Annotated in this window: 15 protein-coding genes; 9 read left to right on the plus strand and 6 right to left on the minus strand. The window is 41.0% G+C overall.

Features of this window, described 5'->3' with window-relative positions; all coding sequences use genetic code 11:
• Positions 1-70: 70 nt before the first annotated feature.
• Positions 71-1,888: a DNA mismatch repair endonuclease MutL gene (gene mutL, locus BM015_RS00115; RefSeq protein WP_090653389.1), complete on the minus strand. Its 1,818-nt coding sequence runs from the start codon at positions 1,886-1,888 to the stop codon at positions 71-73.
• 252 nt (positions 1,889-2,140) lie between these two features.
• On the opposite strand from mutL, the gene BM015_RS21950 reads away from it, so the two are divergent.
• The 9 genes from BM015_RS21950 to rplQ all read left to right on the plus strand — a co-directional run bounded on the left by BM015_RS21950 (position 2,141) and on the right by rplQ (position 9,155).
• Complete coding sequence (locus BM015_RS21950; protein WP_262497224.1) at positions 2,141-2,275, plus strand: hypothetical protein; 135 nt, start codon at positions 2,141-2,143, stop codon at positions 2,273-2,275.
• Between the two features lie 57 nt (positions 2,276-2,332).
• The gene (locus BM015_RS00125; RefSeq protein ID WP_090653391.1) at positions 2,333-5,104 is read left to right on the plus strand and encodes a TolB family protein; all 2,772 of its coding nucleotides are present in this window, start codon (positions 2,333-2,335) and stop codon (positions 5,102-5,104) included.
• Between the two features lie 127 nt (positions 5,105-5,231).
• The gene (infA, locus tag BM015_RS00130; RefSeq protein ID WP_090653392.1) at positions 5,232-5,450 is read left to right on the plus strand and encodes a translation initiation factor IF-1; all 219 of its coding nucleotides are present in this window, start codon (positions 5,232-5,234) and stop codon (positions 5,448-5,450) included.
• A 49-nt stretch (positions 5,451-5,499) separates the two neighbouring features.
• Positions 5,500-5,616: a type B 50S ribosomal protein L36 gene (gene ykgO / locus BM015_RS00135; RefSeq protein ID WP_076380126.1), complete on the plus strand. Its 117-nt coding sequence runs from the start codon at positions 5,500-5,502 to the stop codon at positions 5,614-5,616.
• An 85-nt stretch (positions 5,617-5,701) separates the two neighbouring features.
• Complete coding sequence (gene rpsM / locus BM015_RS00140; RefSeq protein ID WP_090653393.1) at positions 5,702-6,082, plus strand: 30S ribosomal protein S13; 381 nt, start codon at positions 5,702-5,704, stop codon at positions 6,080-6,082.
• 58 nt (positions 6,083-6,140) lie between these two features.
• Positions 6,141-6,551 (plus strand): 30S ribosomal protein S11, encoded by a 411-nt coding sequence (gene rpsK / locus BM015_RS00145; protein ID WP_090653394.1) that lies wholly within the window; start codon positions 6,141-6,143, stop codon positions 6,549-6,551.
• Positions 6,552-6,717: 166 nt separating this feature from the next.
• Positions 6,718-7,323, plus strand: coding sequence for a 30S ribosomal protein S4 (rpsD, locus tag BM015_RS00150; RefSeq protein ID WP_090653395.1), 606 nt, complete (start codon positions 6,718-6,720; stop codon positions 7,321-7,323).
• Between the two features lie 162 nt (positions 7,324-7,485).
• Positions 7,486-8,484, plus strand: a complete 999-nt coding sequence (locus BM015_RS00155; RefSeq protein ID WP_090653396.1) for a DNA-directed RNA polymerase subunit alpha — start codon at positions 7,486-7,488, stop codon at positions 8,482-8,484.
• An 89-nt stretch (positions 8,485-8,573) separates the two neighbouring features.
• The gene (gene rplQ, locus BM015_RS22025) at positions 8,574-9,155 is read left to right on the plus strand and encodes a 50S ribosomal protein L17 (RefSeq protein ID WP_090653397.1); all 582 of its coding nucleotides are present in this window, start codon (positions 8,574-8,576) and stop codon (positions 9,153-9,155) included.
• Between the two features lie 528 nt (positions 9,156-9,683).
• Here rplQ and BM015_RS00165 read toward each other — a convergent pair.
• The 5 genes from BM015_RS00165 to BM015_RS00185 all read right to left on the minus strand — a co-directional run bounded on the left by BM015_RS00165 (position 9,684) and on the right by BM015_RS00185 (position 13,928).
• Positions 9,684-11,573, minus strand: coding sequence for a M1 family metallopeptidase (locus BM015_RS00165; protein ID WP_090655071.1), 1,890 nt, complete (start codon positions 11,571-11,573; stop codon positions 9,684-9,686).
• Positions 11,574-11,648: 75 nt separating this feature from the next.
• Entirely contained in the window at positions 11,649-12,089 is a 441-nt protein-coding gene (locus BM015_RS00170) for a PepSY-like domain-containing protein (protein WP_090653398.1), read from the minus strand.
• Positions 12,090-12,091: 2 nt separating this feature from the next.
• Positions 12,092-12,757 (minus strand): 16S rRNA (cytidine(1402)-2'-O)-methyltransferase, encoded by a 666-nt coding sequence (gene rsmI, locus BM015_RS00175; protein ID WP_090653399.1) that lies wholly within the window; start codon positions 12,755-12,757, stop codon positions 12,092-12,094.
• Between the two features lie 73 nt (positions 12,758-12,830).
• Positions 12,831-13,079, minus strand: a complete 249-nt coding sequence (gene purS, locus BM015_RS00180) for a phosphoribosylformylglycinamidine synthase subunit PurS (RefSeq protein ID WP_090653400.1) — start codon at positions 13,077-13,079, stop codon at positions 12,831-12,833.
• Between the two features lie 60 nt (positions 13,080-13,139).
• Entirely contained in the window at positions 13,140-13,928 is a 789-nt protein-coding gene (locus tag BM015_RS00185) for a CDP-alcohol phosphatidyltransferase family protein (RefSeq protein WP_090653401.1), read from the minus strand.

Raw genomic sequence — 13,928 nt, forward strand, 5'->3', positions numbered from 1 at the left:
GCTAAACTAAGCAAATATTTTACATATAATAAAAATTTTATACTGGCTATATATGGCGCCTGGATAATTCTTACTTACCAAACATCTTTAGCAGTTGCTCATCATTAAACTCTGCAAAAACAGGATTGCCGTTTGGCGTAACTGAAGGCGTGTTGCATTTAAACAGTTCTTCAACCAGGGTTTCCATTTCTTTTATGCTTAGCGCCCTTCCTGCTTTTATTGCCTGTTGTCTTGCCATACAATGAACCAGCTTCTCCCGCCTGCTGAATTTTAATTCGCTGCTAAAATGTTTGAATTGTTCAAGCAGCAGTTCAACGGAATGTTTTTCATTGCCATGCAAAATATCGGCAGGCGTGCCCTGGATAATAAAACTGTTCTTTCCAAACGCTTCAATTTTATAACCCAATAATTCAAGATCATTTAATAATTCGGTTAGCAAAGTGGCATCCTGTGGCGATAATTCAAGCGTAACAGGAAATAGTGTTTGCTGGGTAACGGGTTGCCTGGTTTGTATGATGGCTGCATATCGTTCAAACAAAATCCTTTCATGGGCATGCTGCTGATGAATAAGCATAAAGCCATCTTTTAAGGAACCCACAATATAAGTATTAAGTAACTGGCTGTTTACAACGGGCAACTCAGGGTTGTTTAGATTTAAAGCAACGGCGGCAGCAAGTGGTTGTTCCTGCGTAAAATTGCTTTCCGTATAAAAATCCTGCCAATGCTTCAAAGCATTTTTTTCGCCCGGCTCTATCAAATGGGCCTGGTTTTTTTGTGAAAATTTTTTATACAGTTCAGATGCTGTAACTGTTTGCTGTTTCTCCTGCGTGAAAGGTTGTGTAACAGCTTCAGCCTGCATAATATCTGCATTCAAACTAAAATCGAGTGAAGGCGAAATGCTGAATTGCGCCAGTGCATGTTTTATAGCAGCCTGCACAAATGCATATACTATTTTTTCATCTTCAAATTTTATTTCCTGCTTGGTGGGGTGCACGTTTATATCAACCTGCGAAGGATCGAGGTCTATATATAAAGCATACACCGGGAAGCTATCTTTCGGAAGCAACGCATCAAAAGCAGTTATTACCGCATGATTTAAATAAGCGCTTTTAATAAAGCGGTTGTTCACAAAGAAATATTGATCGCCCCTTGTTTTTTTGGCAGCTTCAGGCTTGCCAACAAAACCATTAATATTTAAATAATCAGTAGTTTCTTTTACAGCAACCAGCTTAGTGGAATATTGATTACCGAGCAACTGCAAAAAACGTTGTTTATAATTGCCGGCTTCCAAATGAAAAACCTGCTGGCCATTGCTGGTAAGCGAAAAAAATATGTTGGGAAATGCAAGCGCCACATGAATAAATTCATCCACTATATGTCGCATCTCCGAGGCGTTGCTTTTTAAAAAATTGCGCCTTGCCGGCACGCTGAAGAAAAGGTTCTTCATGCAAATATTGGTGCCCACTGCGCAGGCGCAGGCTTCCTGCTTTCTTACAACACTATTATCAATTTCAATAAAAGTGCCTAGTTCATCTTCTGCCCTTCTTGTTTTTATTTCCACCTGGGCCACCGCTGCAATGGATGCGAGGGCCTCTCCCCTGAAACCCATTGTGCGGATATGAAAGAGGTCATCAATATTTTTTATTTTACTGGTGGCATGGCGTTCAAAACACATGCGGGCATCGGTTTCACTCATGCCCTTGCCATTATCAATAACCTGTATCAGCGTTTTTCCGGCATCGGCTAAATGCATTTCTATGGAAGTTGCACCAGCGTCCACTGCATTTTCAAGCAATTCCTTTACTGCACTTGCAGGGCGCTGAATTACTTCACCGGCGGCAATTTGATTAGCAATATTGTCAGGTAATAAATTAATTATATCAATCACAAAAAATCTCCTTCTTCATTGCCGTAAAAATAGAAATATTACCATTAAAGCTCATGGAAACAGGCATTTTCTGTAAATAAGGGGTATTTTCCCCGTTTTTCATTTGCAGAATTATTTGCATCTTGTTCCCGTTTTTAAGAAAAAAGCGACTATATAAAACCTCTTTGTTAATCTTAAAATTGTTTTATTATGCAACTTAACTTAAACAAAAACACCAGCAAAAATCCGTTTAACGCAAATCTGAAAAGCCAAATGTATTCAAATCTGAAATCGCCTAATCAACAATCAAGCAAGCCGGTTACCGGAAAATCTTATGAAGAAAAAAAGCTTGCCAGGCAGGATACTTTTATCAATGAACATTATGCACAGCTTTTTCTTCTGAGCTGATGGTTCCCGTAAATTACGCTTAAATAAATAATGTATAGCGGGTTATTTTTGTTTATCATGCGCTATACACTATTTATTTTATTGCTGCTGATATTTTCATTTGCACATGCCCAGGAGTTTGGCGGCGAACCCGCTTTAGTAAAATGGAAACAAATAAATAATGATACCGTAAGAATTATTTTTCCTGACGGCTGGGATAGTATTGCTAAACGTGTTGCAACCGTTACTTCAAATGAACAGTTGCATTTTGCAAGCACAATAGGAAGCCTCAACAGGAAAGTAAATATTGTATTGCACAATCAAACCGTTTTCTCAAACGGGTTTGTTGCATTAGGCCCCCGGCGCAGCGAATTTTTTCTTACGCCTGAACAAAATGCATTTGAATTAAGCGCAGTAAGCTGGAGCGATCTTTTAAGCATACATGAATACAGGCATGTGGAACAATACAACAATTTTAATGTTGGCCTTTCGCATGTAATGCATATTTTATTCGGGCAAAACGGACAGGCTCTGGCAAACGCCGCTGCTGTGCCCGACTGGTTTTTTGAGGGAGACGCCGTATATAATGAAACTTTGCTTAGTGAACAGGGCCGTGGCAGGCTTCCATTATTTTTAAACGGTTACAAAAGCCTGTGCATTGAAAACAAACATTACAGCTACATGAAATTGCGCAATGGCTCCTACCGCAATTTTATACCGGGTCATTATCCTTTGGGTTATATGCTGGTTGCTTATGGAAGGGAAAAATATGGCAATGATTTCTGGAAAAATGTAACGCACGATGCAGCTTCATTCAACAGCCTTTTTTATCCTATGCAGCATGCAGTGAAAAAACATGCCGGCATAACTTTTAATGATTTTGTGAAGCAGGCATTTAAATATTACCAGGAACAATGGAAAGGGCAATCTTACTCAAATCTTACGTTTATTGATTCAACTGAAAAAAATAATGTAACCGACAATCAATATCCTTATATAACAAATGATGGTTCGGTTATTACATTGCAAAAAAGCTATAACCACATTCCGCAGTTTATAATAAGGCGGGCTGATGGCATTATGGAAAAAATTGCCGTAGAAGATATTACTACCAATGATTACTTCAGTTATAATAATGGTATAATTGCCTACGCTTCGTTTAAACCCCATGCACGGTGGGGCAACCGGGAGTACAGTGAAATAAGATTGATTGATATCAACACAAAAAAAGAACGAAAGCTCACTTCGCGTTCAAGATATTTCTCTCCGGATATTTCGCATAACGGAAGCATGATCATCGCCATTGAACAGGCAACAGATGGAAGTTCAAAGCTTGTGCTGCTTGATACAGGCGGAAATGTAAAGCGTACCATTGTTAATGACCAGGGCAATGTTTTTTCCCATCCCAAATTTTCTGCCAACGATAAATATATATATGTGTGCGATAGGAAGGCTGATGGCAAAATGGGTATCATAAAGCAGGCTGTTACTGGTAAAGACCGTGAAGTAATTTTATCTTATAATAACAGGATTGTTGGGTTTCCCGTTGTACAAGGGGATACCTTATTATATAGTTGTTCCAATAACGGCAGGGATGAAATTTGGGCATACACCAGTTCAGCAAATAAGAATTACCGCCTTGCTTCTGCCGCTACAGGTTTATACCAGGCCAGCTTGCTAAATAATAAAATCATTACTGCTGCATTTACTGCAAATGGCTACAGGCTGGCCGAAGCAACACCTCAATGGGAATCAACAAATGAAAATGATACCTTAAAAAATTTATACGTATCCGGCCCATTTCAAAAACCATCCAATCAATTATTGAATAATGTTGGAGAAAGAAATTTTACTTCAAAACCTTATTCCAAAATCTCCGGCTTTTTTAATTTCCATAGCTATAATCCATATATCAGCGATCCCGATTATTCTTTCATATTATACGGGCAGAATGTTTTAAACACAGTTCAAAGCCAGTTATATTATACTTATAACCGTGATGAACAATTCAGCCGTGCTGGCTACACGGGCATTTACGGAGGCTGGTACTTGCAGCCCTTTATTAATATAAACCAAACATGGAACAGAACGGCCCGGTTAAATGCCGACACCGTTCTTCATTGGAACGAAACCAAATTAAGCGGCGGGCTGCAATTGCCACTCAATTTAACCGGTGGAAGCCTGTACCGGAACTTAACCACTTCGGCCAGCTATAACTATGTCAGCACACAATGGACGGGCTTTGCAAAAAATTATTTTAAGAATGCAGGCTTTGGTTACACGCAGCTACGTTTGAATTACAGCCAGTACATACAACAGGCGGTTCAGCATATTAATCCCCGGTTTGGGCAATCAATAACCTTACAATTCAGAACCGGCAGCACGGCAAATCAATTATTGGCAAGTGGTTATCTGTATTTCCCGGGGCTGGGCAAAAACCATAGTATAATTGTTAACCTTGCCTGGCAGCAGCGGGATACTTCGGGCAAATATTATTATGATAACAATTTCCCTTTTTCAAGAGGTTATTCCGTGCCGGACTATCCAAGAATGTATAAAGCTGGTTTTAATTATAATTTTCCATTGGCATATCCCGATTGGGGTTTTGGCAACATTGCCTACTGTTTAAGAATCCGCGGCAACCTGTTTTATGATTTCACACAAACCAAGAGTTTAAGAACGGGCAACCGTTTTAATTTTGCCTCCACCGGCGCTGAAATTTTCTTCGACACCAAATGGTGGAACCAGCAGTTTGTAAGTTTCGGGCTGCGCTACAGCAGGCTTTTGAATAACGATTTTGAAAGAAGAAGCCCAAATCAGTGGGAAATTGTGCTGCCGTTAAGCTTATAAACCGGCTTCCAGATATAATTTTGTAGAAATCTGTAAATAGTCATTATTTAACTACTCTTTTAGGTTTGAAAATTTTCAAAAATTTTCTCAATTAATTGTATTCCTATATCTTTGCGCTCCCAAATTTATGTCCAAACAATCATTAATTCAACAAGACGGCGCTATAATAGAAGCATTAAGTAACGCTATGTTCAGAGTTAAATTGGAAAATGGCCATGAAATATTGGCCACAATTTCGGGAAAAATGCGCATGCATTACATAAGGATTCTTCCCGGCGATAAAGTGAAGGTGGAAATGAGTCCTTACGACCTTTCAAGAGGAAGAATTATTCTCAGGTATAAATAAGTTATAAACGAGCTGACAGCTGAATGCTGACGGCTGAAAGCTAAATAAAATGAAAGTAAGAGCTTCAGTAAAAAAACGCAGTGCAGATTGCAAAATCGTTCGCAGGAAAGGCAAACTGTACATTATAAACAAGAAGAATCCCCGCTATAAGCAGCGCCAGGGATAGGAGAAGAAGCCATGAGCCGTGAGCCAAAATGCCACAGCCCAGAAGCTACACAAGTAAAAAGTAATAAAAACAATAAACAGAAATTATGGCTCGTATTGCCGGGGTTGATTTACCAAAAAATAAAAGAGGCGAAATAGGTTTAACCTATATCTACGGGATTGGCCGTTCCACAGCCCGCTACATTTTGGATAAAGCAAATATTAATTACGATAAGAAAGTAAATGATTGGGATGATGATGATCTTAACCAGATCCGTTCTATTATTACCAATGAAGTTAAAGTGGAAGGTGCACTGCGCAGTGAAGTTCAAATGAACATTAAGCGTCTTTTGGATATTGCCTGCTACCGTGGCCTTCGCCATCGTAAAGGATTGCCGGTTCGTGGCCAGCGCACCCGCACAAACAGCCGCACCAGGAAAGGCAAGCGTAAAACAGTTGCCGGTAAAAAGAAGGCGCCTAAGAAATAATTAATTAAATAAACGGCCGGAGCTTTTCCGGTTGATTACCTTTCAGATAATATAAAAAATGGCAAAAGCAGCAAAATCACAGGCAGGCGGAAAAGCCGCAGCAAAAAAGAGAATAGTAAAAGTAGATGCTTACGGCGATGCACACATCAATGCTACTTTTAATAATCTTATTGTGTCTTTAACCAATAAGCAGGGCCAGGTTATAAGCTGGTCATCTGCCGGTAAAATGGGTTTCCGCGGTTCTAAAAAGAACACACCTTATGCAGCACAAATGGCCGCACAGGATGCAGCAAAAGTAGCTGTGGACGCAGGTTTGAGAAGAGTGGATGTATATGTAAAAGGCCCCGGGGCCGGCCGTGAAGGCGCTATTCGCGCTTTGGCAACAAGCGGTATTGAGGTTTCTATGATAAAAGACGTTACGCCTTTACCGCACAACGGTTGCCGTCCTCCCAAGAAAAGAAGAGTATAAATTAATTACGATTTCTGATTTACGACTTACGATTTTAAGCCAGGTTGAGTTTTTTTTAAATCGTAAATCTAAAATTGTAAATCGTATATTTCAATAACCGGGTGCAGCATTTATTTTAAGATTTTTAATGATGCTGCATCGTCACTAAAAAATCAAGCATATAATTATGGCACGTTACAACGGACCTAAAACAAAGATCAGCCGTATTTTCGGTGAACCTATCTTAGGCAATGGCAAGTGGTTAAATAAAAACAGCAACCCTCCCGGCCAGCACGGCGCCAGCCGCAAACGCAAAACTTTAGGCGAATACGCTATTCAGCTTAAGGAAAAACAAAAAGCTAAATACACTTACGGCGTTTTAGAGCGCCAGTTCCGCAAAACATTTGATGAAGCTTCCCGCATTAAAGGCGTAACAGGTGAAAACCTCATTAAGCTGCTGGAAGCCCGTTTAGATAATACGGTATTCCGTTTAGGCATCGCCCCTTCAAGGCCGGCGGCACGCCAGCTTGTTTCTCATAAACATGTTACTGTAAACGGCGTTATTGTAAACATTCCTTCTTACCAGCTTAAACCCGGCGATAAAATTGCGTTGAAACCAAAAAGCAACGACAACAGCTCTATCACCAGCCAGGTTCGCGGTAAAAACCCCAAGTTTAACTGGCTTGACTGGAATGAAACTGAAAAACAAGGTGTTTTCATTACGTGGCCTGAAAGGGAAAGCGTTCCTGAAAATATTAAGGAGCAACTGATAGTGGAATTGTACAGCAAATAAACTATCAGCCCTGAGCTATGAGCTTTCAGCTTTGCCGCCCGGGGTTCGGAACGTACAAGGGAGTCCACGATTAAAATCGGGATAGATGACACAACCGGCGATGCCACAAAGCCCAAAAGCCGGTAACATAAAAAATAAAAACAAAAAACAAAGGAATATAAAATGGCCATTTTAAACTTCCAGAAACCGGATAAAATTATATTACAGAAAGTAACTGATTTTGAAGGTTCTTTCGAATTTCGCCCGCTGGAGCAGGGTTACGGTTTAACCATCGGTAACGCTTTGCGCAGGGTATTATTAAGCAGCCTTGAAGGCTACGCCATCACCAGCATTAAAATTGAAGGCGTTGACCATGAGTTTGCTACCATTAAAGGCGTTACAGAAGATGTAACTGAAATTATCCTTAACCTGAAGCAGGTTAGGTTTAAGAAAACAGTGGAACACGATGTAGCAACTGAAAAAATTGTTTTAAGCGTAAAGAATAAAGCTGAATTTACCGCGGGCATGCTGAACGATGGCCTGCAGAGCTTCCAGGTAATGAACCCTGACCTTGTGATCTGCACAATGGACCAGAGCGCAAAACTGGACGTGGAATTCACTATTTCAAAAGGCCGCGGTTATGTGCCTGCTGAAGAAAACCGTGCAAAAGACCTTCCGCTTGGCTATATTCCAATCGATTCTATTCACACGCCTATAAAGAATGTAAAATACGCAGTTGAAAACTACCGCGTAGAACAAAGGACAGACTATGAAAAACTGTTGCTTGATGTTTCTACCGATGGCACCATCAACCCGGAAGAAGCCGTAAAACAGGCTTCCCGTATTTTAATCCAGCATTTAATGATTATCACCGACGAAAACATCACTTTCGATAACAAAGAAGATCGTAAAGAAGATGTGGTGGATGAACAAATGCTGCAATTGCGCAAAGTGCTGAAAACGCCGCTGGAAGATTTAGACCTTTCCGTACGCGCTTTCAACTGCTTAAAAGCTGCAAAAATCAACAGCTTAAGCGAACTGGTACAGTACGAACAGGAAGATTTGATGAAGTTCCGCAACTTCGGCCAGAAATCTTTAAGCGAAATAGAACAGGTGCTCGGCGAAAGAGGCCTGCACTTTGGAATGGATTTGTCTAAATTAGGTTTAGACGACATCAATTAAAAGCTAATAGCTGTTGGCTGGTAGCTGATAGCTTTTTCATAACAGCCTTGCAATTCCTTGACACGGTGTAAGGCTAAAAACAAAACGTCATGCGTCACGGAGATAAAATTAAAAACTTAAGCCGCACAAAGGCACACAGGGATGCGTTGCTGGCCAACCTTGGCAGCCAGTTAATCGTTAATAAACGCATTGTAACCACACTGGCAAAAGCTAAATCTTTAAGGGTTTATGTGGAACCGCTGATTACCAAAACACGCAAAGGTGAAAGCAAGGAGCGAATTATGCACCAGCACCGCGTAGTGTTCAGCTATTTGAAAGATAAGCATGCTGTAAAGGAATTATTTACAGTAGTTGGCCCTAAAGTGGCAAGCCGCCCCGGTGGTTATACCCGCATTATTAAATTAGGCACCCGTACAGGTGATAATGCTGAACTGGCCCTGATAGAACTGGTTGATTTCAACGAAGTTTATGGTAAAACTGCCGATACTGCTGCTGAAGCAGGCAAGAAAACACGCCGTGGCCGCGCTAAAAAATCTGCTGCGCCCAAGGCTGAAGCTGCCGCTGAAGCAAAAGCTGAAACACCTGCAGTAGAAGAAGCAACTGTGGTTGAAGAAACCCCTGCAGCTCCGGTGGAAGGCGAGGCTGATGTGCAGAAAGGCACCGAAGAATAATAAGTTTCTTACTTAATACATAAAAAATAAAGAGAGGTTGAACATTCAACCTCTCTTTATTTTTTATGTATGCCTGATTTTCCGGGATTGATTACCGGGAAATGACCTCTACCGGCTTCTTAGGCTGAATTATCCTGCCATAAATCCCTTGTTGGAGACCGGGTAATTCATTCTTTATACCTTTTTATTGATCTTTTATACCTTTTTTCTCTAAAAACATACCCTAAAACCCGGTAATCGTACCTTTTTATTAAAAAAACATACCTTTTTTCTGAATAATCATACCCTTTTTCTGAGTAATCGTACCCTTTTATTGAATAATTACACCCTAAAACCGGTAAAACGCACCCTTTTCCCGATCATTCCAATCCTTTTCCCGATCATTCCAATCCCTTTCCCGATTATTTCAATCCTTTTCCCGATTGATTCAATCCTTTTCCCGATCATTTCAATCCTTTTCCCGATTGATTCAATCCTTTTCCCGGTTATTTCAATCCTTTTTCAGGATAAATTAAATCCTTTTCAGGCTTATGGCACCACTATTTTGTTGTTTACGCGGTTTACATCGGCCATGCGCTGCGAAGGATCGATCTCAATAGATTTAATATCGGTAAGTGGCCGCGAAATGCTGAAACTGTACTCAGGATCAACCCATTTCCACTCTTCATGCACGATTGTTTTAACCGTGTCTTCCGCAGGTTTAGCGCCATACATCAGGCTTAGGGGCACATAATGCATTTCCTGGGTGCCATCTTTATAAGTTACCAGCACATCTGCCGGCATGGGCATTAAACCAAGGCGTTTTAAGGTAATGCGGGCATTAGCACCGTCCACATTTATATTGCCAAGGGCATAATCAATGGTTTTGGTGGTATAAACCCAGTATTCTTTGTACCATTCCAGCTCGAGGCCGCTCACTTTTTCTGCAACGCGGATGAAATCGTTGGCATTAGGGTGCTTGTATTTCCATTCCTTATAATATTCAAGCAAAATTTTATCAAGATTATCCTGTCCCACTATATAACCCAGTTGGGAAAGGAACAAAGAACCTTTTGAATAAGCCGCAACAGAGTATGCATAGTTAGTATTAAAGTGATCGGCATGCGTGCTTAAGGGTTCTTCCCTCCCGCTTTTCACCAGCCTGAAGTAAGAATTGTAAGAATTATTAAAAGCAAAGGCTGTATCGCCCCTTAACCAGTTGCTGGTGCGCTGTTCGGCGTAAGTGGTAAAGCCTTCATCCATCCAGGCATACAAACTTTCGTTGGTGCCCATTAAACCCTGGTACCAACTGTGCATAAATTCGTGCATGGCCGTGCCAACACTTGCATTTTTTATAAGCGTGGCCATGGGATACTCCATACCGCCGTCGCCGCCCTGTATAAAAGAATAGTTTTTATAAGGATAGGCGCCGAATGTTTTGGCAATATAGGGGTAAGCCTTCTCAATGGTGTTGGCAACGGTTTCCCACCTCGGCTGTAATGAATCTACTTTCTTATACACGAAGTAAAACAACGGCCCGCCCGGCATTTGCTTTTTAATCATGGTGTAAGCAGTGTCGGCGGCCCACACAAAATCGTGCACATTCTGCGCAGCAAATTTCCATGTAAGTTGACCGTTGACCGTTGACCGTTGACCGTTTTTTGCCTCGGTTGACGGTTGACGGTTACCGGTTAACGTTTCATATCCAAACCCAACCTCATTCGGATTTTGAATGGTGCCGGAGCCAGCCAGCATATAATCTTTATCAATGGTAATATTTACATTGTAATCGCCCCAAACGCCATAAAATTCCCTGGCAATGTAAGGGTTTGCATTCCAGCCCTGGTAATCATATTCCACCATTTTAGGGTACCACTGGCTCATGCTGTAGCGAATGCCTTCGGCATTATCCCTTCCGCTCCTTCTTATCTGCACAGGCACCTGGCAGTTAAAAGAAACTTCGAAGCTGTTTTTTGAATGAGGGAGCAAGGGCGTTTTTAACTGCACCTCGAGAATGGTTTCATGATAGATGAGCTTTTGCGCAACGCCGTTCAGCTTTACATATTCCGTGCTGTCGTAGCCAATTTCGTCAGGCTGCAAATGTTGAATGCGGTCACGCACACGATCGTCCCAATCATACACAGGATTACCGTTACGGTCGGTGCCCAGTTCTATTTTACCCAGTTCGCGGCTGCGCACATCCATCATACTGTTTGGCTGAAAAGCATTCCAGTACAGATGAAAGAAAACGTGGTGCAGGGTATCGGGCGAATTATTCCAGTAATCAATTTTTTCAATGCCGGAAAGCCTGTTGGTTTCCACATTCATTTTAACGTCTATGGCGTAAGCAATGCGTTGCTGCCAGCGGTCTGGCTGGGCATTTGCAGATAGGCAGAAAACAATCAGTAAAAACGATAAGGTTGTTGCAATTTTATTCATGCTGTAAAAAGTTATAAATATAAAAATGCCTGGCATTGCAATATCAGCTACAATTTACCAGGCACAAAAATTTTTTTATAAAGTGATTGACTCTTTCAACAACCTGCCATTTACATCAAAATACAAATTCTTTTTTTGAATGCCGGATTTTTGCACGTTGATGCGGTAGCGCAGCGGCTTACCTAACTCCTGCACTTCAAATGCAGCTTTTTTTTCGCGGCCTGCATATTTGCTTTTTGAAAAACCGTCTTTTACTTCGCCGGGCAACTGGCTGAATTCCAGTTCCCGCTCACTGCCCTGCCATTCTCCCTTTGAAGAAAAGCTTGCCATGATGATGCAACTGTTTAATTTAAAATGCGCCACATAATTATGCAGTTTATCATGCCATTCAACATGCGTGGCATGCGGGTAACGCGCCGCAAATGCATCTGTAACCGCAGCCGGAATTTTGCCAAGCTGGGCTTTAGCCAAAAAGGTTATGGAAAAAAATAATAAAAAGAAAAATGTTCGTTTCATAATCAAAGCACGCCTTGCACTACAATTACAATTTCACCCTTTACATTTTTGTTGGAGTAATAGGTACAAACTTCGGATAAAGTTCCATGATAATTCTCTTCAAACATCTTTGTTAACTCTCTGCTAACACTACATTTTCTCTCTGCGCCAAAATAGTTAATGAAATCGTTCAGTGTTTTAACAAGTCTTACGGGGCTTTCATAAAAAACCATTGTTCGTTCTTCTGCTGCAAGCTGTGTAAGCAATGTATGCCTTCCTTTTTTAAGCGGGAGAAAACCTTCAAACGTAAAGCGGTTTATGGGCAGGCCGCTGTTTACCAGTGCCGGCACAAAAGCGGTGGCGCCGGGCAGGCATTCAACTTTAATATTATTTTTTAAACATTCACGTACCAGCAAAAATGCGGGGTCGGAAATGCCGGGCGTGCCTGCATCGGTAATAACCGCCATAGTTTTACCGGCCTGCAATTGTTCAATTAAATGATGCAGTATTTTATGTTCATTATGCTGATGATACGGTGATAAAGGTTTCTGGATTTGATAATGCTGCAGCAGTTTGGAAGAAGTGCGTGTGTCTTCACATAGAATAACATCTACAGCATTCAGCACTTCTATAGAGCGGAAGGTTATATCTTTTAAATTACCAAGCGGCGTGGGAACGAGGTACAGCATTATGTACGATTTTAGATTTTTGATTTACGATTTGAAGCTTTAAAGTCGTAAATCGTACATTGTACTTCGTAACTTAATTCACCATTTCAATCTCATAAAATTCCATTACAGGATTTGCGAGCAATTTTTTGCAGGCTTCGTCGGCGGCAGCTTTGGCAGCTTCTTCCGAATCTGCATCAATTTGTAAAGTAATGTGCTTGCCAATGCGCACATCATTAATACCGTTTAAACCTAAATTCTTTAAACCCGCCTGCACAGCTTTGCCCTGGGGATCGAGCAGGTCTTTCAATAACATAACTTTTATCTGAACATTATATGTCATAATTAATATTAAGCTTTGATTGTATTGGCCGGGCGCTTTAATAACGCAAGGCTTTTGTTTTTACTGTTTGTAAAGCAAAGATAAAATAACATAAGCCAAAAAACTTAAAGGCACGGCCAGCCATTGGATAAAGAAGGCTGAAACAACCGCTATTACTGCAATAATAATGAACGGCATTAACTTTTGCACCGTTACACCTTTAAACTTTAATGCGAGCATTGGCTTTGTAGAAACCATTAACCAGGAAAGTATAAATATTAAAACATACCAAAACCAGGGGCTTATTAAAATTTGTGTAACGATGGCATAATCGTTTGTCCAGTAGATTAAAGGGAAAGCAGCTATAACTAACCCGTTTGCGGGTATGGGGACACCTTTGAAATAAGTGGTTTGCCCTGTATCAATATTGAACCTTGCCAGCCTGTAAGCGCCTGCACAGGCCACAATAAAAGCAGGCATTAAAAACAACACGCTTGCTTCCAGGCCATTTTCCTGCTGTGCAAAACTTAAACGTAAAAACTGGTATATAATTAAAGATGGCGCCACGCCAAAGCTTACCACATCGGCCAGGGAATCTAACTGCGCACCTATGGAAGAAGTTGCTTTCATCCATCTTGCCACAAAGCCATCAAAAAAATCAACAACAGCCGCCAGGCCTATGAATAAAGAAGCCATAAACATTTGCTGGGGAATGCTCACGTATTGTGTGCCGAGCGCAGTAACGTCAGGCGTTAATGTTAGTTCATCTGCATTGTACAGTGGTACTAATCCTGGTTGAAGTATATACACAATGGCAATACAGCCAAAGAAGAGATTGAGTAGTGTGATGATGTTTGGAATTTGTTTCAT

The sequence above is a fragment of the Parafilimonas terrae genome (assembly GCF_900115755.1).
In the GTDB taxonomy this organism is placed as follows: Bacteria; Bacteroidota; Bacteroidia; order Chitinophagales; family Chitinophagaceae; genus Parafilimonas; species Parafilimonas terrae.